Origin of the sequence: Klebsiella sp. GB_Kp047, assembly GCF_040065235.1 — a bacterium.
GTDB classification, from domain to species: domain Bacteria; phylum Pseudomonadota; class Gammaproteobacteria; order Enterobacterales; family Enterobacteriaceae; genus Klebsiella; species Klebsiella quasipneumoniae.
The window spans coordinates 99,822-122,084 of the sequence record NZ_JBEAJG010000002.1 but is presented as its reverse complement, the minus strand read 5'-3'; the positions used below and the strand labels follow the sequence as shown (position 1 = coordinate 122,084).

The 22,263-nt window shown below is 57.3% G+C and carries 26 protein-coding genes; 16 read left to right on the top strand and 10 right to left on the bottom strand.

What is annotated here, in order from left to right:
- The 7 genes from ABLV76_RS02770 to gstA all read left to right on the top strand — a co-directional run.
- A partial coding sequence (locus ABLV76_RS02770) for a hypothetical protein (protein WP_348878172.1) occupies positions 1-259 on the top strand: 259 nt, incomplete at its 5' end.
- Positions 260-1,312, top strand: a complete 1,053-nt coding sequence (gene rsxD / locus ABLV76_RS02765; protein ID WP_049004654.1) for an electron transport complex subunit RsxD — start codon at positions 260-262, stop codon at positions 1,310-1,312.
- A 10-nt stretch (positions 1,313-1,322) separates the two neighbouring features.
- Positions 1,323-1,943 (top strand): electron transport complex subunit RsxG, encoded by a 621-nt coding sequence (rsxG, locus tag ABLV76_RS02760; RefSeq protein WP_064183401.1) that lies wholly within the window; start codon positions 1,323-1,325, stop codon positions 1,941-1,943.
- 2 nt (positions 1,944-1,945) lie between these two features.
- Positions 1,946-2,644, top strand: coding sequence for an electron transport complex subunit E (locus ABLV76_RS02755; protein WP_017900824.1), 699 nt, complete (start codon positions 1,946-1,948; stop codon positions 2,642-2,644).
- Between the two features lies 1 nt (position 2,645).
- Positions 2,646-3,281 carry an endonuclease III gene (gene nth / locus ABLV76_RS02750; RefSeq protein WP_004202854.1) on the top strand — a complete coding sequence of 212 codons (636 nt, stop codon included), beginning with the start codon at positions 2,646-2,648 and terminating at the stop codon, positions 3,279-3,281.
- Between the two features lie 602 nt (positions 3,282-3,883).
- Complete coding sequence (dtpA, locus tag ABLV76_RS02745; RefSeq protein ID WP_004202855.1) at positions 3,884-5,389, top strand: dipeptide/tripeptide permease DtpA; 1,506 nt, start codon at positions 3,884-3,886, stop codon at positions 5,387-5,389.
- Positions 5,390-5,499: 110 nt separating this feature from the next.
- A complete protein-coding gene (gene gstA / locus ABLV76_RS02740; RefSeq protein WP_004202856.1) occupies positions 5,500-6,105 on the top strand; it encodes a glutathione transferase GstA in 606 nt (201 codons plus the stop codon).
- A gap of 42 nt (positions 6,106-6,147) precedes the next feature.
- On the opposite strand, the gene pdxY is transcribed toward gstA, so the two are convergent.
- The 5 genes from pdxY to anmK form a co-directional block, all read right to left on the bottom strand.
- Entirely contained in the window at positions 6,148-7,008 is an 861-nt protein-coding gene (pdxY, locus tag ABLV76_RS02735; protein ID WP_057215612.1) for a pyridoxal kinase PdxY, read from the bottom strand.
- Positions 7,009-7,069: 61 nt separating this feature from the next.
- Complete coding sequence (gene tyrS / locus ABLV76_RS02730) at positions 7,070-8,344, bottom strand: tyrosine--tRNA ligase (protein WP_004175868.1); 1,275 nt, start codon at positions 8,342-8,344, stop codon at positions 7,070-7,072.
- Between the two features lie 124 nt (positions 8,345-8,468).
- On the bottom strand, positions 8,469-9,125 hold the full coding sequence (gene pdxH, locus ABLV76_RS02725) for a pyridoxamine 5'-phosphate oxidase (protein ID WP_025710831.1): 657 nt from the start codon (positions 9,123-9,125) through the stop codon (positions 8,469-8,471).
- 57 nt (positions 9,126-9,182) lie between these two features.
- Entirely contained in the window at positions 9,183-9,506 is a 324-nt protein-coding gene (gene mliC, locus ABLV76_RS02720; RefSeq protein ID WP_004202862.1) for a C-type lysozyme inhibitor, read from the bottom strand.
- Between the two features lie 92 nt (positions 9,507-9,598).
- Complete coding sequence (gene anmK / locus ABLV76_RS02715) at positions 9,599-10,723, bottom strand: anhydro-N-acetylmuramic acid kinase (protein ID WP_017901088.1); 1,125 nt, start codon at positions 10,721-10,723, stop codon at positions 9,599-9,601.
- Between the two features lie 268 nt (positions 10,724-10,991).
- Between anmK and slyB the strand changes: the two genes are divergently transcribed.
- Complete coding sequence (gene slyB, locus ABLV76_RS02710) at positions 10,992-11,459, top strand: outer membrane lipoprotein SlyB (RefSeq protein ID WP_002907749.1); 468 nt, start codon at positions 10,992-10,994, stop codon at positions 11,457-11,459.
- 224 nt (positions 11,460-11,683) lie between these two features.
- The gene (locus ABLV76_RS02705; protein ID WP_348878171.1) at positions 11,684-13,045 is read left to right on the top strand and encodes a GGDEF domain-containing protein; all 1,362 of its coding nucleotides are present in this window, start codon (positions 11,684-11,686) and stop codon (positions 13,043-13,045) included.
- A 34-nt stretch (positions 13,046-13,079) separates the two neighbouring features.
- Here ABLV76_RS02705 and slyA read toward each other — a convergent pair whose 3' ends face one another.
- Positions 13,080-13,520 (bottom strand): transcriptional regulator SlyA, encoded by a 441-nt coding sequence (slyA, locus tag ABLV76_RS02700; RefSeq protein ID WP_017901090.1) that lies wholly within the window; start codon positions 13,518-13,520, stop codon positions 13,080-13,082.
- Positions 13,521-13,692: 172 nt separating this feature from the next.
- Between slyA and ABLV76_RS02695 the strand changes: the two genes are divergently transcribed.
- From ABLV76_RS02695 to ABLV76_RS02685, 3 genes are read left to right on the top strand one after another with little or no spacing between them, the layout of a single operon-like run.
- The gene (locus ABLV76_RS02695; protein ID WP_004202868.1) at positions 13,693-13,929 is read left to right on the top strand and encodes a DUF1656 domain-containing protein; all 237 of its coding nucleotides are present in this window, start codon (positions 13,693-13,695) and stop codon (positions 13,927-13,929) included.
- 10 nt (positions 13,930-13,939) lie between these two features.
- Complete coding sequence (locus ABLV76_RS02690) at positions 13,940-14,836, top strand: HlyD family secretion protein (RefSeq protein WP_023318434.1); 897 nt, start codon at positions 13,940-13,942, stop codon at positions 14,834-14,836.
- Complete coding sequence (locus ABLV76_RS02685; RefSeq protein ID WP_348878170.1) at positions 14,836-16,860, top strand: FUSC family protein; 2,025 nt, start codon at positions 14,836-14,838, stop codon at positions 16,858-16,860. Before ABLV76_RS02690 ends, ABLV76_RS02685 begins: the two co-directional genes overlap by 1 nt.
- Here the strand turns inward: ABLV76_RS02685 and sodC are convergent.
- The 3 genes from sodC to ABLV76_RS02670 all read right to left on the bottom strand — a co-directional run bounded on the left by sodC (position 16,853) and on the right by ABLV76_RS02670 (position 18,631).
- Positions 16,853-17,374, bottom strand: coding sequence for a superoxide dismutase [Cu-Zn] SodC (sodC, locus tag ABLV76_RS02680; protein ID WP_017901092.1), 522 nt, complete (start codon positions 17,372-17,374; stop codon positions 16,853-16,855). The two genes, ABLV76_RS02685 and sodC, sit on opposite strands and share 8 nt — an antisense overlap.
- A 69-nt stretch (positions 17,375-17,443) precedes the next feature.
- Positions 17,444-18,340, bottom strand: a complete 897-nt coding sequence (locus ABLV76_RS02675; protein WP_004202873.1) for an aldo/keto reductase family oxidoreductase — start codon at positions 18,338-18,340, stop codon at positions 17,444-17,446.
- 48 nt (positions 18,341-18,388) lie between these two features.
- Entirely contained in the window at positions 18,389-18,631 is a 243-nt protein-coding gene (locus ABLV76_RS02670) for a DUF1289 domain-containing protein (RefSeq protein WP_017901094.1), read from the bottom strand.
- A 139-nt stretch (positions 18,632-18,770) separates the two neighbouring features.
- Between ABLV76_RS02670 and ABLV76_RS02665 the strand changes: the two genes are divergently transcribed.
- From ABLV76_RS02665 to rnt, 4 genes are all read left to right on the top strand, one after another.
- Complete coding sequence (locus ABLV76_RS02665; protein ID WP_004202876.1) at positions 18,771-19,370, top strand: TetR/AcrR family transcriptional regulator; 600 nt, start codon at positions 18,771-18,773, stop codon at positions 19,368-19,370.
- Positions 19,371-19,423: 53 nt separating this feature from the next.
- Positions 19,424-20,521, top strand: a complete 1,098-nt coding sequence (locus ABLV76_RS02660) for an alkene reductase (protein ID WP_004202878.1) — start codon at positions 19,424-19,426, stop codon at positions 20,519-20,521.
- 78 nt (positions 20,522-20,599) lie between these two features.
- A complete protein-coding gene (gene gloA / locus ABLV76_RS02655) occupies positions 20,600-21,007 on the top strand; it encodes a lactoylglutathione lyase (protein WP_004202879.1) in 408 nt (135 codons plus the stop codon).
- Between the two features lie 137 nt (positions 21,008-21,144).
- Positions 21,145-21,792, top strand: a complete 648-nt coding sequence (gene rnt / locus ABLV76_RS02650) for a ribonuclease T (protein WP_004202881.1) — start codon at positions 21,145-21,147, stop codon at positions 21,790-21,792.
- Positions 21,793-21,839: 47 nt separating this feature from the next.
- Here the strand turns inward: rnt and ABLV76_RS02645 are convergent, their stop codons facing one another.
- Positions 21,840-22,187, bottom strand: coding sequence for a Grx4 family monothiol glutaredoxin (locus tag ABLV76_RS02645; protein ID WP_002907768.1), 348 nt, complete (start codon positions 22,185-22,187; stop codon positions 21,840-21,842).
- Positions 22,188-22,263 lie beyond the last annotated feature (76 nt).

Here is a 22,263-nt window from a genome sequence, read left to right as displayed (position 1 = left end):
CGCCCGCGCCAAAGCGCGCAAAGCTGAACAGCAGGCCGCGCCGGCGGAAGCCCCGCCAGCCGAGCCGGTCGACCCGCGCAAGGCCGCGGTGGAGGCCGCTATCGCCCGCGCCAAAGCGCGCAAAGCCGAACAGCAGGCTGCCCAGGCGGATATTGCGTCAACCGCAGCCAATGACGACCCACGCAAAGCGGCCGTCGCCGCGGCGATCGCTCGCGTTCAGGCGCGCAAAGCAACACAGCAGGCAGTTAACGAGGAATAAATGGTTTTCAGAATCGCAAGCTCCCCCTATACCCATAACCAGCGGCAGACCTCGCGCATTATGCTGCTGGTGCTGCTCGCCGCCGTGCCTGGTATTGTGATCCAGACGTGGTTTTTCGGCTGGGGCACCGTCCTGCAGATTGTCCTCGCCGCCCTGACGGCCTGGGCAACGGAAGCCGCTATTCTCAAACTGCGCAAACAGCCTGTTGCGGCCACCCTGAGGGATAACTCCGCCCTGCTCACCGGCCTGCTGCTGGCGGTGAGTATTCCGCCGCTGGCCCCCTGGTGGATGGTGGTGCTCGGCACCGCCTTTGCCGTAGTGATCGCCAAGCAGTTGTACGGTGGACTCGGCCATAACCCTTTCAACCCGGCGATGATCGGCTATGTCGTGCTGCTGATTTCGTTCCCAGTGCAGATGACCTCCTGGCTGCCTTCTTACGAGATTGCCGCCCATATCCCGACGTTCAGCGATACGCTGCAGATGATCTTCACCGGTCATACCGCCGTCGGAGACGACATGGCCACCCTGCGGCTGGGTATCGACGGCATCAGTCAGGCCACCCCGCTGGATACTTTCAAAACCTCCCTGCATTCCGGGCATAGCGTCCAGCAGGTACTGCAGTTGCCGGTTTACGGCGGCGTTCTGGCGGGGCTGGGCTGGCAGTGGGTGAATATCGCCTGGCTGGCGGGCGGTCTGTTCCTGCTGTGGCAGAAGGCGATCCGCTGGCATATACCGGTCAGCTTCCTCGTCAGCCTTGGCCTGTGCGCAACCCTCGGCTGGATCTTCTCGCCGCAGAGTCTGGCCTCGCCGCAGATGCATTTATTCTCCGGGGCCACCATGCTTGGCGCCTTCTTTATTCTGACCGACCCGGTGACGGCCTCGACAACCAACCGCGGACGTCTGATCTTCGGCGCCCTCGCCGGCCTGCTGGTGTGGCTTATTCGCAGCTTCGGCGGTTACCCGGACGGTGTGGCGTTTGCCGTTCTGCTGGCGAATATTACCGTGCCGCTGATCGATTACTACACGCGCCCGCGCGTGTATGGCCACCGTTGAGAGAACGATGATGTTAAAAACGATGCGAAAACACGGCGTCACGCTGGCGCTTTTTGCCGCCGGCTCCACCGGGCTAACGGCGGCGATCAATGAGCTGACCAAAAGCACCATCGACCAGCAGGCGGCCCTGCAGCAGAAAGCGTTATTCGACCAGGTTTTACCTGCCGACCGCTATAATAACGATCTGCTCAAGAGCTGCTATCTGGTCAGCGCCCCGGCGCTGGGCAAAGGCCAGCATAAAGTGTGGATTGCCAAAAATAACGGTCAGCCGATTGGCGCGGTCATGGAAGCCACCGCGCCGGACGGCTATTCCGGAGCGATCCAGCTGCTGGTGGCCGCCGATTTTAGCGGCACGGTCCTCGGCACCCGCGTGACCGAGCATCATGAGACCCCGGGTCTGGGGGATAAAATCGAGCTTCGCCTGTCGGACTGGATCACCCATTTTGCCGGGAAAGTCATCCACGGTCAGGGCGACAGCCATTGGGCGGTCAAAAAAGACGGCGGCGATTTTGACCAGTTCACCGGCGCCACCATCACCCCCCGGGCGGTGGTCAATGCCGTTAAGCGCGCAGGCCTGTATGCACAAACGCTGCCTGCGCAACTTCCTGAATTCAGCGCCTGTGGAGAGTAACCATGAGCGAAGTTAAAGACGTCATCGTCCAGGGTCTGTGGAAAAACAACTCCGCTCTGGTTCAGCTGTTAGGGATGTGTCCCCTGCTGGCAGTCACCTCGACCGCCACCAACGCCCTTGGGCTGGGTCTGGCGACCACCCTGGTGCTGACCCTGACCAACCTGACCATCTCCAGCCTGCGCCGCTGGACCCCGGCGGAGATCCGCATCCCGATCTACGTGATGATCATCGCCTCGGTAGTGAGCGTGGTGCAGATGCTGATCAACGCCTATGCGTTCGGTCTGTATCAGTCGCTGGGGATATTTATCCCGCTTATCGTCACCAACTGCATCGTGGTGGGCCGCGCCGAAGCCTTTGCCGCCAAAAAAGGGCCGGCGCTGTCGGCGCTGGACGGTTTCTCTATCGGTATGGGGGCCACCTGCGCGATGTTCGTGCTGGGCTCCCTGCGCGAAATCCTCGGCAATGGCACGCTGTTTGACGGCGCCGACAGCCTGCTTGGCAGCTGGGCAAAGGTGCTGCGCATCGAGGTTTTCCATACGGACACCCCTTTCCTGCTGGCTATGCTGCCGCCAGGCGCCTTTATTGGCCTCGGCATGATGCTGGCGGTAAAATACCTTATCGATGAACGTAGCAAGCAGCGGAAGGCGCAGGCGGCCCGGGCCGACGCTGTCGCCCCGTCTGACGCGACAGGGAAAGCGTAACATGAACAAAGCCAAACGCCTGGCGATCCTGACCAGGCTGCGGGACAATGATCCCCACCCCACCACCGAGCTGCACTTCAGCTCGCCGTTTGAGCTGCTGATTGCCGTCCTGCTCTCGGCGCAGGCAACCGACGTGAGCGTCAATAAAGCGACAGCCAAACTCTACCCGGTGGCCAACACGCCCGCGGCGATGCTGGCGCTGGGAGTGGAGGGCGTGAAATCCTATATCAAGACCATCGGCCTGTTTAACAGCAAAGCGGAAAACGTCATCAAAACCTGCCGTATCCTGCTGGAGCAGCACAACGGCGAGGTACCAGAGGACAGAGCGGCGCTGGAGGCATTGCCCGGCGTGGGCCGCAAAACCGCCAACGTGGTGCTGAATACCGCCTTTGGCTGGCCGACGATCGCCGTGGATACCCATATCTTCCGTGTTTGCAACCGGACGCAATTCGCTCCCGGGAAAAACGTCGAACAGGTTGAAGAGAAGCTTCTGAAGGTCGTTCCCGCCGAGTTTAAGGTCGACTGCCATCACTGGCTTATTCTGCACGGCCGTTACACCTGTATCGCTCGCAAGCCGCGCTGCGGCTCTTGCCTGATTGAAGACCTTTGCGAATTCAAAGAAAAAGTCTACGCCTGAGCGCCTTTCTCACGACCATAGCCTCACTCTGGGTTATGGTCCGTATTTAGCTATTTAACCCGCCGTTAACACCGCATAAACTGCATTTTGCTGGGCAATTATCCGGTTATATAACAAACAACTAGCTCATTCATTTTTTATCAACGCAAAATTTCTATACATTTGTGATCCAGATCATGCTCGCAACTCAATGTTGAACGAATGTTATAAAAATGGAAATTAAAGTCAGGTAATACAACGGCTGAGCAAAGATTGCCAGGATAATAGCCCATGAATTTTTAGGATAATGGACCATATCACTACCTCACTGCGCGATCAGCAGAATATATCGCCATTTTGAAGAAAAGCGGGCAATCAAAAAGATAAAAATATCAACGATAACGTAACGGTGAAATTTAACTCTGGATAACATTCATATGTCCGGAGCATTATGCCACCCTGATTATGTGTAACAGATTATTACAAAAGCCTTGCCTGATGCGCCAGGATAGTGAACATTACCTGCCGTTTTCCCTCCAAGAATAACTATAAAGGCGGCGGTCCAACGAGATTGCGCCCCGAACACCCCCCAGTAAATATGGGATGTAAAAAAAGAGGTATATGTGTCTACTGCAAACAATAAACCAGCAGAAAGCGTGAGTCTGAACGCTTTCAAACAACCACGCGCGTTCTATCTCATTTTCTCGATCGAGTTGTGGGAGCGTTTTGGTTACTACGGCCTGCAAGGGATCATGGCCGTTTACCTGGTAAAACAGCTGGGTATGTCGGAAGCGGATTCCATTACTCTGTTCTCCTCCTTTAGCGCGCTGGTTTATGGCCTGGTCGCCATTGGCGGCTGGCTGGGCGATAAAGTGCTGGGTACCAAACGCGTCATTATGCTGGGCGCTATCGTGTTGGCCATCGGCTATGCGCTGGTCGCCTGGTCCGGCCATGACGCCGCTATCGTCTATATGGGTATGGCGACAATCGCCGTCGGTAACGGCCTGTTTAAAGCCAACCCGTCTTCCCTGCTCTCTACCTGCTATGACAAAAACGACCCGCGTCTGGACGGTGCATTTACCATGTACTACATGTCCATTAATATCGGTTCGTTCTTCTCGATGCTGGCAACTCCGTGGCTGGCCGCGCGTTTCGGCTGGAGCGTCGCCTTCGCCCTGAGCGTGGTGGGGATGGTGATCACCATCATCAACTTCGCCTTCTGCCAGAAATGGGTGAAACAGTACGGTTCGAAACCGGACTTTGCCCCGGTGCATATGGGTAAACTGCTGGCGACCATCGCTGGCGTGGTGGTGCTGGTCGCTATCGCGACCTGGCTGCTGCACAACCAGGGTATCGCACGCATGGCGCTGGGCGTCATCGCGCTGGGTATCGTGGTGATTTTCGCCAAAGAAGCGATGGGCCTGAAAGGCGCCGCGCGTCGGAAAATGATCGTCGCCTTCCTGCTGATGGTAGAAGCGATCGTCTTCTTCGTACTGTACAGCCAGATGCCGACCTCTCTGAACTTCTTCGCTATCCGCAACGTGGAGCACTCGATCCTCGGCATCGCCTTCGAGCCGGAACAGTATCAGGCGCTGAACCCGTTCTGGATCATGATTGGTAGCCCTATTCTGGCCGCCATCTATAACAAGATGGGCGACCGCCTGCCGATGCCGCACAAGTTCGCTATCGGTATGGTGCTGTGCTCCGGCGCGTTCCTCGTCCTGCCTTTAGGGGCGAAGTTCGCCAGCGACGCTGGTATCGTCTCGGTTAACTGGCTGATCCTGAGCTATGCGCTGCAGTCTATCGGTGAGCTGATGATTTCCGGCCTCGGCCTGGCGATGGTCGCTCAGCTGGTTCCTCAGCGTCTGATGGGCTTCATTATGGGCAGCTGGTTCCTCACCACCGCCGGTGCGGCAATCATCGCCGGGAAAATCGCCAACCTGATGGCGGTACCGGAAAACGTCACCGATCCGCTGGTGTCGCTGGAAGTGTACGGTCATGTGTTCCTGCAGATCGGTATCGTCACCGCGGTCATCGCCGCCCTGATGCTGCTGACCGCGCCGAAGCTGAACCGAATGACTCAGGACGACAGCGCGGACGTAAAAGCACGCGAAACCGCGGCAGCCTGACGCCGCAGGGAAAACCAATTATTTTTAAGCCGCTAACGTTAGGTTAGCGGCTTTTTTTTTACCCCTGGCGGGACTAACATACAGAAAACTGCAGCCACGAGGAGTAACGCATGAAACTGTTCTACAAACCCGGCGCCTGTTCCCTCGCCTCACACATCGCCCTGCGCGAAAGCGGCCTGGATTTCACTTTGCAGAGCGTGGATCTGGCAAGGAAACAGCTGGAAAACGGGGAAGATTATCTGCTGATCAACCCGAAAGGTCAGGTGCCGGCGCTGCTGCTGGATGATGACATCCTGCTCACCGAGGGCGTGGCTATTATGCAGTACATCGCCGATCAGGTGCCGGACCGCCATCTGCTGGCGCCCGTGGGCTCCGTTGCCCGTTACCAGACCCTGGAATGGCTGAACTACGTGGCTACCGAACTGCATAAAGGCTTTACGCCGCTGTTCCGCCCGGACACCCCGGAAGACTATAAGCCCGTTGCCCGCGCGTTGCTCGAGAAGAAACTGCAGTACGTCGATGCCTCGCTGGCGGATAAACAGTGGCTGACCGGCCATCGCTTCACCATCGCCGATGGTTATCTGTTCACGGTGCTGCGCTGGGGCTATGCGATTAAACTGGATATGGCCGCCTGCGGTCATATCGGCAGCTGGATGGCGCAGGTGGCGGCGCGTCCGGCAGTGGCTGACGCACTGGCGGCGGAAGGCTTAAAGTAAGACCAGACTCTGCCCGGCGGTCTGCCGGGCAGAGTCAGAAAGTTACAGCCGGGTAGCGCTGAAGCAGTGCTCCGGCACGGCAATACGATCCTGCGCCGCCACCACCTGCAGTTCATACTCCTGCATGTTTTTGGTGGTCAACATGATCTCGTACACCGCGGCGGTGACGTGCTCAAGCGCGTCGCGCAGGCTGGCGCCCTGCAGCAGTTTCACCAACAGCAGACCGCTGGTCACATCGCCAACGCCCACCGGCTGACGCAGGCCAAAATCCACCAGCGGCCGGCTGATATGCCAGGCTTCCTCTGCGGTCACCAGCAACATCTCAAAGCGGTCCATGCTCATGCCGGCGCGGGAAAGATGCTTAACCAGCACCACCTCCGGCCCCTGGGCAATCAGCTCCCGCGCGGCGGCCACCGCCTCGCTCACGCTGGCGACCGGATGACCGCAGAGGATCTCCAGCTCCACCAGATTAGGCGCAATGATATCGCTGGCCGGCAGCGCATAGCGCACGTGGAATTCCGCCACGCCCGGGGCGACGATGCAGCCCTTCTCCGGATGGCCCATCACCGGGTCACAAAAATACTTCGCCGCCGGATTGGCCGCTTTTACCTGACGCACGATGCCCAGGATATGCTCGCCCTGTTCAGCAGATCCGAGATAGCCGCTCAGTACCGCATCGCAGGTCTGTAGCTTGTCGATGTCGGCGATGCCCTGGACGATCTCCGTCAGGTGCGAAGGCGGCATCACACAGCCGGTCCATTTGCCGTACTGCGTATGGTTAGAGAACTGTACAGTATTGAGGGGCCAGACATTGGCGCCCAGGCGGCGCATCGGGAACTCGGCGGCACTGTTGCCGGCGTGGCCAAACACTACGTGAGACTGAATGGCGAGGATGTTCTTCATTTTCTTACCACAACCCTAAAAAGAAAAAGGGCGTGGTTTCCCACGCCCTGGTAGTATTTTTTTATTTCCAGCAGACCAGGCAGTAATTCTTCTTACCGCGGCGCAGCAAGGTGTAGCGACCAAACAGGCGATCGCTGTCAGCAAAAACATATTCCGGATCGGCCTGTTTTTCACCGTTGATGGTCACCGCGTTAGAGGCGACGGTTTTACGCGCCTGGCCGCGGGACGGCTGCAGCTCGGAATCCACCAGCGCCTGCAGCAGATCGGCGCCTTTTTCCATCTCGATCATCGGCACGCCGTCCTGAGCCAGCTGTTCGAAGTCAGCTTCGCTGAGGTCGCTCAGGTTGCCGTTGAACAGGCTCTCGGTAATGCGTTTCGCCGCTTCCAGCCCCTCTTCGCCATGCACCAGACGCGTCACCTGCTCTGCCAGCACGTACTGGGCGCGCGGCGCTTTACCGCTGTTTTTATCTTCTTCTTCCAGGGCATTGATCTCTGCAATGTCCATGAAGGTGAAGAACTTGAGAAAGCGATAGACGTCAGCATCCGCGGTGTTGATCCAGAACTGATAGAATTTATACGGACTGGTCTTTTTCGGATCCAGCCACACGGCGCCGCCCTCGGTTTTACCGAACTTGGTGCCGTCCGCTTTGGTAATCAGCGGCACGGTGAGGCCAAACACCTGGTTCTGGTGCAGACGACGGGTCAGATCGATACCGGAGGTAATGTTGCCCCACTGGTCGGAGCCGCCAATCTGCAGCGCCACGCCGTGCAGTTTGTTCAGACAGGCGAAGTCGTAACCCTGCAGCAGATTGTAGGAGAACTCGGTAAAGGAGATGCCCTGATCGTCACGATTCAGGCGCTGCTTCACCGCTTCTTTATTGATCATCTGGTTAACAGAGAAGTGTTTACCGATATCGCGGAGGAAGGTCAGCACGTTCATGCTGCCAAACCAGTCATAGTTGTTCGCCGCGATCGCCGAGTTGTCGCCGCAGTCAAAATCAAGGAACGGGGCTACCTGTTTGCGGATTTTATCCACCCACTCCTGCACGGTATCCTCGGTATTCAGCTTACGCTCAGCGGCTTTAAAGCTTGGGTCGCCAATCAGACCGGTAGCGCCGCCCACCAGCGCCACAGGTTTATGACCTGCCTGCTGGAAGCGTTTCAGGCATAACAATGGAACAAGATGCCCCAAATGCAAGCTGTCAGCGGTAGGATCGAAGCCGCAATAGAGCGCGATCGGGCCTTGCGCCAGTCGCTCTGCTAACGCTTCCTCGTCCGTCACCTGGGCTACCAGCCCCCGCTCTTGCAATTGTTTAATCAAGTTACTGCTTGCCATCAAATTCTCCATGTATAAACGACTGCACCTCTGCCGGTACACGACTTTTCGCCAGATGCGAAAAGTACATAGAATAAAGCGCCGGCCCTTTCAGCGCCAGCGCTTCGATAACTAATTTCGGCAATTACGGTGCCAGGCGGTCTATTTTCCAGGCGCCGTTATCGCGCTGGTATAAAAAGCGATCGTGCAGGCGATGTTCGCCCCCCTGCCAGAACTCCATCTGCTCAATGCTGACGCGGAATCCGCCCCAGAAACTCGGCAGCGGTACTTCACCCTGCTGGAATTTCTGCTTCAGCTCGAGGAATTTGCTCTCCAGGATACCCCGAGCAGAGATCCGACTCGACTGCTTCGAGACCCAGGCGCCGATCTGGCTGTCGCGCGGGCGACTGTGGAAATATTTGACCACCTCCAGCGTGGACAGGCGTTCCGCTTTGCCGATCACCATCACCTGGCGCTCCAGCATATGCCACGGAAACAGCAGACTGACCTGCGGGTTATTTTCAATCTGATGGGCTTTGCGGCTGCCAAGGTTGGTATAAAACACCAGCCCTTTTTCGTCGTAATGCTTTAGCAGCACAATACGCTGATAAGGTTGGCCGCGTTCATCTACGGTGGCAACCACCATGGCCGTCGGGTCGGCGAGTTTCGCGTCGCAGGCCTGACGCAGCCAGCGCTCAAACAGCGGCAGAGGTTCAGCTGGAAGATCGTGGCGACGCAAACCGCCACGGGTGTATTCACGGCGCAAGTGCGCGATTTGCTGGAGTTCGTCGTTATCAGACATGGCCATTGAGGATATAGTCATAAGGTGGCGTTATTGTGCGCCCCCCGGACAGAAATCTCAACGTTTGGCGGTCTGCAGCTGGCAGTTATCGAGAACGATGCGGTCGCGCTTATAGACGGTGGCGGTATCGCCTTTCGACCAGAAGACATAGACGCCGTCGGTGTAGCGCGCTCCGGAAGCCGACAGCCCCTCTGACAGATTCAGCTGCTGATTGTCATAGATAAAACTCACCTGCTGGCGTGAGTTATTGCGATGGACCGTCAACGGTTTCTGGTCGCATTGATACTCCAGCGTGTCCGTCTGCATCCGCTCGACAAACTGGTTGTAGTAGCTACAGCCCGCCAGCATAAAAGGTACAACTGCGATAAGAATTTTTTTCATTCGTTTGCCTTCGACTTTCCCGGTCACGGAGGGCACTCCGCCCTCCGCTTAACTTGTCCAGTTTACCGGTCGCGTCGTATTTAAGATTTCAGTTAACTCCGATTCTGCGGCGGGTTGGCAGGGAAAATGGCGCCCAGCACCGTGGCTTCGCTGGCGCCAGTCACAGAGGGCAGATTCCCCGGCAGGCCAGCGATGGTGCGCCAGGCCAGCCAGGCAAAGGCCAGCGCTTCCATATCATCGCCGCTGATCCCCGCTTCATCGGTGGTGGAGACTTCGGTTCCCGGCAGCAGGGCCGCCAGGCGCGCCATTAACAATGGGTTACGCGCGCCGCCGCCGCACACTAACAAACGCTCGCAGCCACCGCTTAACAATACCTGCTCACTGATGGTCACGGCGGTTAATTCCGCGAGGGTTGCCTGCACATCCTGTCCGCGCAGCCCCGGGTAACGAGCCAGATGCTGCTCCAGCCAGCCGTAATTGAAATATTCCCGACCGGTGCTTTTCGGCGCCGGCAAGGCAAACCACGGATCGCTCAGCATATCCTGCAGTAGCGGCAGGAGCACTTTACCTTCACTGGCCCATTGGGCGTCTTTATCGTAAGGTTTACCTTGCTTACGCCAGATCCAGGCGTCCAGCAACATATTGCCCGGCCCGGTATCATAGCCGCGCACCGGCTGGCCCGGCACCAGAAGCGACACATTAGCGATCCCGCCAATATTCAGCACCATCCGCCGCTCAACGGGGTGCGCCAGCAGCGCATGATGAAAAGCCGGCACCAGCGGCGCCCCCTGCCCGCCAAGCGCCATATCACGCCGACGGAAATCCCCCACCACAGTGACGCCGGTATGGGCGGCGATCTGGTTGTTATCGCCAATTTGCAGCGTGTGCGGGGCATCGCCCTGCGGCTCGTGCCATACAGTCTGCCCATGACAGCCGATGGCGATGACGTCCGCGGGTTTGAGACTTTCCTGACGCATCAGCGCCAGCACGGCCTCGGCAAACAGCCTTCCGAGGCGGGTATCCAAACGCCCCAGCTGCGAGAGGGTCAGCGACTGGCCCTGACAAATCGCCAGGATCTCTTCTTTTATCGCGTGTGGGATGGGCCAGGTGAGACTGGCCTGCTGCGCCACCATGTTTTCGTTGATAGCGGCTAAAACGACATCAATACCATCAAGGCTGGTACCCGACATAACGCCAATAAAGCGACCCGATCTCATACGTTTTTCCTTCATTCCATGACCCTCGTATGCGTCTCACTCCATCATAAAGTGTCTGCTAATGCTATGTTGTAATAATACTTTTTAACAATAGAGAGACATTTCGGAGAACATCGTAAAGAACCGGCGTTTAGTTTAGGTTGAAGCACCATTAATTATTATTTTTTGTATATCCCGGGGGGAAGCTATGCCCGCCGACGACTAAATGCCATATAATTAACCGCATGGACGTTCAATTGAACACCTTCGGTGAACAGGAGATTCATAAATGATTTTACGTGTTTTGGCTGTATCGATGATTGGTTTTACGCTCGCGGGCTGTGTGAGCAGCAGCGGCCTGTCCGGCGACGTTTATTCCGCATCTGAAGCCAAACAGGTGCAGAGCGTGACATACGGTACCATCGTGCATACCCGCGCCGTACAGATCCAGAGCGGCGACGACAGCAATGCCATCGGGGCGATTGGCGGCGCGGTTCTGGGCGGCTTCCTCGGGAATACCATCGGCGGCGGCACCGGACGTTCTCTGGCCACTGCGGCTGGCGCGGTCGCGGGCGGCGTAGCCGGTCAGGGCGTACAGGGCGCCATGAATAAAACCCAGGGCGTGGAACTGGAAATTCGTAAAGATGATGGCAACACCATCATGGTGGTACAGAAACAGGGCAGCACCCCGTTCTCTGTTGGACAGCGCGTAGCCATTGCCGGCAGCGGCAGCCAGGTCACCGTCTCTCCTCGCTAACACCTGTCACGATGCGGCCAGTTGCGCCGCATCGTACTTATCACCCACATTTATCTCGCCGTAAAAGTTTTGTATTAGCGATAACACATATTAATTTTAATATTTCATCAATCATTGCGCCTGCGCAATATCTTTGCCCACAGCCCCCACTACTCTTATAACCGTTAATATTATTAAGCCAACCCAACCTCGTTGCTGTTGTTTATTATTCTGGAATATTGCCTATGACCAAACATGTGAGTCATGTTGTTAGACGTCTTATCATTTATTTTTTTATTTGTTTGCTGGCCGGAGTCGGCATTACCGGGTTAACCAGCTCTTTTGAGACCAGATTCAACAGCACCTCATCAATACTATTTCCCCTGCTGACCAGTTTTCTGATGGTTTTTCATATCACTATTGCCTGTTTTATGGGCATGAAATACTGGAGCAGCAAGCGTCGCCTGTATCTGACGCCTGTCGCTTTCGGTTTTGCCTGTTCGGCGTTACTGATGCTGGGCACCCTCAGTAGCTATCCGGACTGGCTCAGCTGTAATCCCGCGCCGGTGGTGAAACAAAATGACGCTGTGATATATTATTTCTTTCGCAATATAATGATGGCCGTCTTATTCACGTCGTCAATTATTTTGTATTATTTTCGCCGACGGATCATGCACTCCTTTAAAGCCCATGTAATGACTTTCGCGGCATGTATTGTTTTTACGTTAATGATAATTTTTTTGTCATGGATCTTCTCCAGCCACTCGCCATGGTTGAGCATTAGGTTTATTGACGATCTGAGCCATACTTTTACGCCGCTGTGGCGAAGTATTATTGGCTGGCTGCTGATGGCAGTCTGGTTTATCGCGCTGATTTTAATAATTTGGTTTAGCAAACTTCGCAATATTTTCTGGTACAGCGGCGCTTTTTTTTGCAGCGCATATTTGTTCACCATTTTCCAGCTGCTCTCTGCCGTTGGGGAGCTCGATCAGGCCTGGTATCAGGCGCGTTTTTTTGAAACGCTGTGCACCCTGTTCCTGATCCTGGTGCTGCTGGTAGACGTCTTTATCCTCTATCGCGAGTCTAACCACAAGTATGTCAACTCATACCAGAATTCGATACGCGACCCGCTGACCCGGCTTTACAACCGCAGCTTCTTCTACGATACCCTCAACCAGCAGCTGGCAAAGGTGAAGGCCCAGCATCCGCTGTCGGTGATCATCTGCGACCTCGACCATTTTAAACGCATCAACGATAACTATGGCCACATCGCCGGCGACAAGGTGATCCAGTTTGCCGCCTCGGTGCTGGACAGCCATTCGCGTAAGGATGACGCGGCCGCCCGCATTGGCGGTGAGGAGTTTGCCCTGCTGCTGGTCAACACTGCAGAGGACGAGGCGCAGGCGATCGCCGAGCGCATCCGCCTGGCGGTCAGCGCCGAACAACCCCCTCTGCCAGAGCGGATGACCATCAGTATGGGCGTGTATACGACCCATGACGGCAGTGTGACAGCCGAAGAGTGCGTCCAACGCGCGGACGAAGCCATGTATGAAGCAAAAAACAGCGGACGTAACCGGGTGGTAATCTGGCGACGCCAGGGCAGGTAAAAAAAGGCCCGGGATAAACCGGGCCGCAAAACGATTAATCTTTTGCCTGGAGATCGAGGATATTTTGTTCAAGTTTACGAATTAAGTGAAGCAACGTTTCCACTTCCTGCTTCGAGACCCCTGCGAGGATTTCATCGCGGGTTTTGCCTATCACCTCTTCCATCTCGTTGATCAGCGGTTCGGCTTTTTCCGTCAGCTTGATGCGTTTGGCTCGCCGATCGCTTGCGCAGGTCTGGCGAGAAATAAGCCCTTTCTCCTCCAGCTGATCGAGCGTGCGCACCAGGGACGGTTGTTCAATACCGATGGCTTTCGCCAGCTGGATCTGCGACTGCTCAGGCGGCAGCTGGTGGATGTTATGCAGCGTAACCCAGTGGGTCTGCGTTAACTCCAGAGGTTTCAGGCGATGGTCGATTAGCGCGCGCCAGACGCGAACTAAACGTGCCAGATCAGAACCAAGTGGCGATTCCAATTTCATCTCCTTATAATTAGCTTGCTAAGTTATTATACTGATTTTAGAATAGTGTGCAGCATTTGAATAATCAAAACAAATGAATTACTTGATTCAACAAAAACCAAAACAATGATTTACACTGTTAAAGAGTAGCACGTCCTGAGGTTATCCCTGTTATGGCAAAGGATTTTTGCTTGTGAAACTGAGTCTTAATTCATCCGGATTGCCGCTGCAGGACCTGGTGTTCGGCGCATCCGTCTATTTCCCTCCGTTGTTCAAAGCCGTCCTGCTGGGCTTCTTTATCTGGCTGTTTTTACATCGCCAGCTGCGTGACTGGATGTATGCGGGCGACATCTGGCATCCACTGCTGATGGATCTCTCCCTGTTCGCGCTCTCGGTCTGTCTGGCCCTGGTGTTACTGATTGCCTGGTGATCTTCCTGCTATGAAAAAATTAAAATATCTTTCAACACTGTTGGTGGCGGCCATCGCTCTGGTTGCCGCGTGGTTGTTATGGAATTTCTACACTCAGTCCCCCTGGACCCGCGACGGTAAAGTGCGCGCCGAGCAGGTCGGGATCACCCCTCAGGTTTCCGGCAGTATATTGCAGCTGAACGTGGCCGATAACCAGCAGGTCAAGGCCGGTGAGGTATTGTTTACCATCGACGACACCCCCTACCGCATCGCGGTGCTGAACGCCCAGGCGCAGCTGGCGAAAGCGCAAGCTGAGGTGGCGAAAGCGCAGGCGGAGCAAAGCAAAGCCGCCAGCGAAGCCCGCCGTCGCAGAAACCTGTCGCAAAATGCCATCTCAGCTGAAGACCTTGAAAACGCCAATACCGCCCTGAATACCGCCACCACTACCCTGGCGGCCGCCAGAGCGGGAGTCGGTGTCAGCGAGGCGGCGCTGAAACATGCGCAGTGGCAGCTCAGCCAGACGGTCGTCAAAGCGCCGGTAGACGGCTGGGTGACTAACCTCTCCACCCGGGTCGGCGATTACGCCACCACCGGCCATCCGGTCTTTGCCCTGGTGGACAGCCATTCGTTCTACGTGCTGGGCTACTTTGAAGAGACCAAACTGCGCCATATTCGCATCGGCGATCCGGCGCAAATCATTCTCTACAGCAATCAGCAGACGCTGCAGGGGCATGTCGCCAGCATCGGTCGCGCGATTGTCGACCAGAGCGTGGAACAGGGAACCGGGCTGGTGGCCAATATCAAACCGAATATCCCCTGGGTCCGCCTCGCCCAGCGCGTGCCGGTGCGGATTGCCTTTGATACGTTGCCGGCCGATGTCACTCTGGTCTCCGGTACCACCTGCACCGTCTCGATCGGCGGACAGTGATGAATCTGCAGACCCTGTCATGGCGCACGCTGCCCTGGGTTAAAGCCACCCGACCGCAGTGGCGATACGCGCTACGCAACGGCATCGCCATGTGTCTCGCGTTAAGCATCGCCTACGCACTGGATCTGGATGAGCCCTACTGGGCGATGACCTCCGCGGCGGTGGTCAGCTTTCCCACCGTCGGCGGGGTGATCAGTAAAAGTTTTGGCCGCATTGCCGGCAGCCTTCTCGGCGCCTGCGCCGCCCTGCTGCTGGCGGGCCATACGCTCAACGATCCCTGGCTGTTCCTGTTCAGTATCTCCGGCTGGCTGGCGCTGTGCACCTGGGCCTGCGCCTTGTTCACCAATAACGTGGCCTACGCCTTTCAGCTGGCGGGCTATACCTGCGCCATCATCGCCTTTCCGGTGATTAATATCAGCGACAGCTACGAGCTATGGGTGATTGCCCAGTCGCGCGTGTGCGAAGTCATCGTTGGGATCTTGTGCGGCGGGTTGATGATGATGATCCTGCCCAGCACCTCCGATGGCAGCAATCTGCTGACGGCCCTGAAAACCATGCACGCCCGCCTGCTGGAGCACGCCAGTCTGCTGTGGGTCCCGGAAACGACGGATGCCATCCGCACCGCCCATGAAAGCGTAATTGGCCAGATCCTGACCATGAACCTGCTGCGCATCCAGGCCTTCTGGAGCCACTACCGCTTCCGTCGGCAAAATCCCCTGCTGAACTACCTGCTGCACCAGCAGCTCCGCATGACCAGCGTCATTTCCAGTCTGCGGCGTATGCTGCTGAACTGGCCTGACGCCCCGGCCAATACCCGCCAGGTGCTGGAATCGTTGCTCGCGGAGCTCGCCACCTCCAGTGCTGACAGCTATCACGTCGCCCGCATTCTGGCGCCGCTGGCGCCGCCGCCGGACGCGGATTACCGCCACCTCGCCTTTTGGGCGCGGTTACGCTATTTCTGCCGCATTTATCTGGAAAGCAGCCGCTGGATCAGCCGGGTTGAAAATGCCTCGGCGATCGCCGAGTTCAATGTCCCTTCCGCGCCCGCGCTGGCCCGCCACACCGACCAGGCAGAGGCATTGCTCAACGGCATCCGTACCTTTTGCGCGCTGGTGGCGATTGGCGCGTGGGGGATCAGTACCCAGTGGACCAGCTGCGCGGCGGCCCTGACCCTGGCCTCCATTTGCTGCGTGCTCTATTCGGTTTCCGCCTCGCCGTTTCGTTCGTTGACGCTGCTGATGCAGACCCTGGTGCTGCTGTCGCTGTTCAGTTTTGTGGTGAAATTTGGCCTGATGGTGCAGATAACCGACCTGTGGCAGTTCTTGCTGTTTCTGTTCCCGTTGCTGACCACCATGCAGTTACTCAAGCTGCAGTGGCCAAAATTTGCCGGCCTGTGGGGGCAGCTTATCGTCTTTATGGGCTCGTTTATCTCCGTCACCAACCCACCGGTTTACGACTATGCGGCCTTTTTTAATGACAATTTAAGTAAGATTGTCGGCGTGGGCTTTGCATGGCTGGCCTTTGCGGTGCTCAGTCCCGGCTCGGACGCCCGTAAAGGTCGACGCCATATCAGAGCGTTACGGCGTCACTTTGTCGATCAGCTCAGCCGCCACCCCCAGCACAGCGAGCACGAATTTGAATCGCTGGTATATCACCATGTCAGCCAGCTCAGTCAGAGCCAGGATGCGCTGGCTCGCCGCTGGCTGCTGCGCTGGGGGGTGGTATTGCTGAACTGCTCCCACGTGGTCTGGCAGCTTCGCGAGTGGGAAACGCGCTCCGATCCTCTCGCCCAGGTGCGCGACCTGTGTATCAACCTGCTGCGCGATGTGATGAGCGAGCGTGGCGTGCAGCAGCGGCCGCTGGCCTCCACGCTGCAGGAGCTGCTGCGGATCTGCGAAGTTCTGAACCACCATCATCAGCCGGCGGCCCGGGAGCTGGCCGCCGCGATATGGCGACTGTATTGCGCGCTGTCGCAGCTGGAACAGGCTCCGGTCGCCGGAACGATTGGCGAAAAGATTACTTAATCACCCCGCAGGCAAACCGTTCGCCGCCGCCGCCCAGCGGCTGCGGACTGTCGGCCATGTTATCGCCGCCGACATGAACCATCAGCGCTTTGCCTTTCACTTCCGCCAGCGTTTTCAGACGCGGAGCGATAATCGGCTGGTCAGCCACACCCGCGTCGTTGACCACCAGCAGCGGTAGATCGCCAAGATGCCCGGTGCCCAACGGCCCTTCATGTTTACCGGTATGTTGCGGATCGTAATGTCCGCCCGCCGCTCCGGCTGCCACGGCTTTGCCCTCTTTCATCGCCGGCTGGCAGCTGCCTTCAGCATGAATATGAAAGCCGTGCTTGCCCGGGGGTAACGCCCGCAGATTAGGAGCAAATTCGAGTCCGCGGTCGGTTTCGGTGATTTTCACACTGCCGATGGATTGACCAACGCCCTGGCTGGTCACGAGATTAAGTGGCACATCTTCACTGACGGCCTGCGCGCCAGCGCAAAATGCGAGGGAAAGGATAGCGAGAATACATCGTTGCATAACACCTCCGGATGGCTGTCTCTCTGTTAAGTGTAAACCAGGAACTGCTTTCCGGAGGCGAAATGCCCGTTACGGCACGTCGTAACCGAGCGCGGCTTTGCGGATACGGAACCACTGCTGGCGGGTCATACTCAGTTTTTCGGCCACAATCGCCGAGCGCACGCGCTCAATTTTACCCGAGCCGATAATCGGCAGCGGCTGCGACGGCAGGCGCATCACCCAGGCGTAAACCACCTGCTCGATGCTGTCGGCGTTGAGCTCGTGGGCCACCTGGGCCAGCTCGTCGCGCAGCGGCTGAAAGCCCTCTTCATTAAACAGGCGGCCGCCGCCGAGGCAGGACCAGGCCATCGGACGAATACGCAGCTGCTGCAGCTGGTCGAGGGTACCGTCAAGCAGCAACGGCTGATGCACCGGCGAGATCTCCACCTGGTTGGTAGCAAGCGTAAACGGCAGGCGCGACTGCAGAAGGGTGAACTGGGCAGGGGTAAAGTTCGAGACGCCGAAATGACGTACCTTGCCGCTGTGGTGCAGCGCGAGGAAGGCTTCAGCCACCTCGTCGGCGTCCATCAGCGGATCCGGCCGGTGGATCAGCAGCAGATCGAGATGGTCCGTTGCCAGGTTGCGCAGCGATTGCTCGGCGCTGAGCACGATGTGGTCCCGGTCGGTAATGTAGTGACCGATGGTGTTTTCAGCGCGCGCCCGGGTGGCAATGCCGCATTTGCTGACAATCTCCATCCGGCTACGCAGATGCGGCGCCAGCTTCAGGGCTTCACCAAAGGCGGATTCACACTGGTAATCGCCATAGATATCGGCGTGATCGACGGTTGTAATGCCTAAATCGAGATGCTGTTCGATAAAGCCGACCAGCTCGTCTGGCGACATTTTCCAGTCCATCAGACGCCAGTAGCCCATCACAAAACGCGAAAATTCCGGCCCCTGGGGAGCCATAGCAATACGCTGAACCATAACCGCTTCCTCAATAAAAAAGTGCTCTGAGTATACGTAATTTTTGGCTTAAAACAGTGAGGGTTGCTGCGGTTCTTCCGCCGCCTCTGGTCTGTTCGCGCGTATTTTGCGCAGCAGGCGTTGACGGCACAGACGCAATACCTCCTGTTTCTGCGCATCGCTCATCGTTTGCCAGTTAAAACGCTCCTCACGGCTACGGAAACAGCCGCGACAGTAGCCGCGCTCATCGGTCTGACAAATTCCCCGGCACGGGCTCTGCACCGGGAAAAACTCTAACTGCTCTGCCACCACACGCCTCCTGTCCCCTCATCTCCTTTCATTGAAGACGTTTCCCTGCGCCGACGCAAATTTTGTTCACTCCGTGCTGCGCCAGCTAACATTTTTGCGTTAAGTCTTGCATTAGACCAATCGGTCTACTACAGTGTGCGCCATGAACAGACACAGCGATTGCGATACCCGAGAACATATCCTGGCCACCGGCGAGCAGCTATGCATGCATCGCGGCTTTACCGGCATGGGCTTGAGCGAACTCCTGAAGACGGCGGAAGTGCCCAAGGGCTCTTTCTATCATTACTTTCGCTCTAAAGAAGCCTTCGGCGTCGCCTTGCTTGAAAACCATTACGCCGGATATCTGCAGCGCCTTGTCGATCACTTCGCCCATGGCGAGGGCAACTATCGCGATCGGCTGCTGGCCTACTATCAGCACACGCTGAATCAGTTTTACCAGCAGGGGATTATTAGCGGGTGTCTCACCGTCAAGCTGTCGGCAGAGGTTTGCGATCTGTCGGAAGACATGCGCACCGCCATGGACCACGGCGCCAGCCAGATCATCGCCCTGCTGGGCGACGCGCTGGAGAAAGGGCGTCAGGAAGGCAGTCTGACCTTTGACGGCGAGGCCAGGACGCTGTCGCAGGTACTCTATTCCCTGTGGCTCGGCGCCAACCTGCAGGCCAAAATAACGCGTAGCGCAACGCCGCTGGAGAGCGCCCTTGCCCACGCGAAACAGATTATTGCGGCGCCTGCTGTATAACAGGCGTTTTTATTTCATCAGTTCCTAGACGACCGGTCTACTCAGGAGTCATTATGTCGGAATCAAAATTATTCACCCCGTTGAAAGTCGGTGCCGTCACCGTCCCTAATCGCGTATTTATGGCTCCACTGACGCGTCTGCGCAGCATCGAGCCGGGCGATATCCCTACCCCGCTGATGGGCGAATACTACCGTCAGCGCGCCAGCGCCGGGCTGATCATCACCGAAGCGACGCAGATTTCCGCCCAGGCCAAAGGCTATGCCGGCGCGCCAGGGCTGCACAGCCCGGAGCAGATTGCCGCCTGGCAGAAAATCACCGCCGGCGTTCACGCGGAAAACGGCCATATCGCCGTGCAGCTGTGGCACACCGGACGAATTTCCCATAGCAGCCTGCAGCCCGGCGGCGCCGCACCGGTAGCGCCGTCTGCGCTGAGCGCCGGCACCCGCACCTCGCTGCGCGACGAAAACGGCCACGCCATCCGCGTCGACACCTCGATGCCTCGCGCTCTGGAAACCGAAGAGATCCCGGGGATCGTCGATGATTTCCGTCAGGCGGTGGGCAATGCCCGTGACGCCGGTTTCGATCTGGTTGAACTGCACTCGGCCCACGGCTATCTGCTGCACCAGTTCCTCTCGCCGTCGGCGAACCAGCGTACCGACCAGTATGGCGGCAGCGTGGAAAACCGCGCCCGTCTGGTGCTGGAAGTGGTCGACGCCGTGAGCAAAGAGTGGAGCGCTGACCGGATTGGCATCCGCGTGTCGCCGATTGGCAGCTTCCAGAATGTGGATAATGGCCCGAATGAAGAAGAAGACGCGCTGTATCTGATTAGCGAGCTGGCGAAACGCGGTATCGCCTATCTGCACATGTCCGAGCCGGACTGGGCGGGCGGCAAGCCGTATAGCGAAGCTTTCCGTCAGAAAGTTCGCGACCGCTTCCCTGGCGTGATCATTGGCGCTGGCGCCTACACCGTTGAAAAAGCCAACGACCTGATCAACAAAGGGCTGATTGATGCCGTGGCCTTTGGCCGCGATTACATCGCCAACCCGGATCTGGTGGCCCGCCTGCAGAAAAAAGCGGCGCTTAACCCGCAGCGCCCGGAATCCTTCTATGGCGGCGGCGCGGAAGGCTACACCGATTATCCTACGCTGTAATCCCTCCATTGATAGCGGCGACGTATCGCCGCTATACTCAACGCTCTGATCTAGCAAATAAACTGCATAGGGGACATTATGCGCTTACTCCACACCATGCTGCGCGTTGGCGACCTGCAACGTTCTATCGACTTCTATACCAACGTGTTAGGCATGAAGCTGCTGCGCACCAGCGAAAACCCGGAGTACAAATACTCCCTCGCCTTCGTCGGCTACGGCGAAGAGAGCGATACCGCGGTGATCGAACTGACCTACAACTGGGGCGTGGACAGCTATGAGCTGGGCACCGCCTACGGTCACATCGCGCTGAGCGTCGACAACGCCGCCGAAGCCTGCGAGCGGATCCGCCAGAACGGGGGCAACGTCACCCGTGAAGCCGGGCCGGTAAAAGGCGGCACCACCGTTATCGCCTTCGTGGAAGATCCTGACGGTTACAAAATTGAGCTGATTGAAGAGAAAGACGCCGGCAAAGGGCTGGGCAACTAACCCCTCCCGACCATAGCGTCTTTATTTTCATCGCTCGCCCGGGCGCTGCGGCGCCCGTTGTTTTCACCCCTGCCTGCTGCAAGCCGTGGCAAAATTTGCCATAATGCGCGCTACTTTTTACCAGCTAAGAGAATCTGATGTCCGAGAACGCTCAACTGAATGGTCTGTGCGACCGTTTCCGCGGTTTTTATCCAGTGGTGATTGATGTTGAAACCGCAGGATTTAATGCCAAAACCGACGCCCTGCTGGAGATCGCCGCCATTACGTTGAAGATGGATGAGCAAGGCTGGCTGATGCCCGATGAAACGCTGCATTTCCATGTTGAACCTTTCGAGGGCGCCAATCTCCAGCCCGAAGCGCTGGCCTTTAACGGGATTAACCCGCACGATCCAGAGCGCGGCGCCGTTAGCGAATACGATGCCCTGCATGCCATCTTCAAAATGGTACGCAAAGGGATGAAAGAGAGCGACTGCAGTCGGGCTATCATGGTGGCGCACAACGCCACATTTGACCACAGCTTCACCATGACCGCCGCCGAACGGGCGGGGCTAAAACGCAACCCGTTCCATCCGTTTGTCACCTTTGACACCGCCGCGCTGAGCGGGCTGGCGCTGGGCCAGACGGTGCTGTCGAAAGCCTGTATTGCCGCAGGTATGCCGTTCGACGGCGCGCAGGCCCATTCCGCCCTCTACGATACCGAGCAGACGGCGCAGCTGTTTTGCGAGATAGTGAACCGCTGGAAGCGTCTGGGCGGCTGGCCGCTGCCGGTAGCGACGCCGGAGTGATAAAAAAAGCGACTTCCAGGAAGTCGCTTTTTTACTGACAGCGGGAATTATTCCGCTTTCGGCTCGTCAGTGTGATATTTCGCCGCGGTCTCTTTGATCAGCTGCTGCAGTTCACCGCGCTGGTACATTTCGATGACGATATCGCAGCCGCCCACCAGTTCACCGTCCACCCACAGCTGCGGGAAGGTCGGCCAGTTAGCATATTTTGGCAGCTCAGCGCGGATATCCGGGTTCTGCAGAATATCAACGTAAGCGAAACGTTCGCCACAGGCGGACAGCGCCTGAACGGCCTGAGCGGAGAAACCGCAGCTTGGCAGCTTCGGCGAACCTTTCATGTACAGCAGGATCGGGTTTTCAGCGATTTGGCGTTGGATCTTTTCTAAAGTCGAGCTCATTGTCGTGCTTCCTTAAACTTCTTTCTACGGCAGTAACTTGTCATTGTAGCGTCCCGAGGGCAGGACCGATAATAAC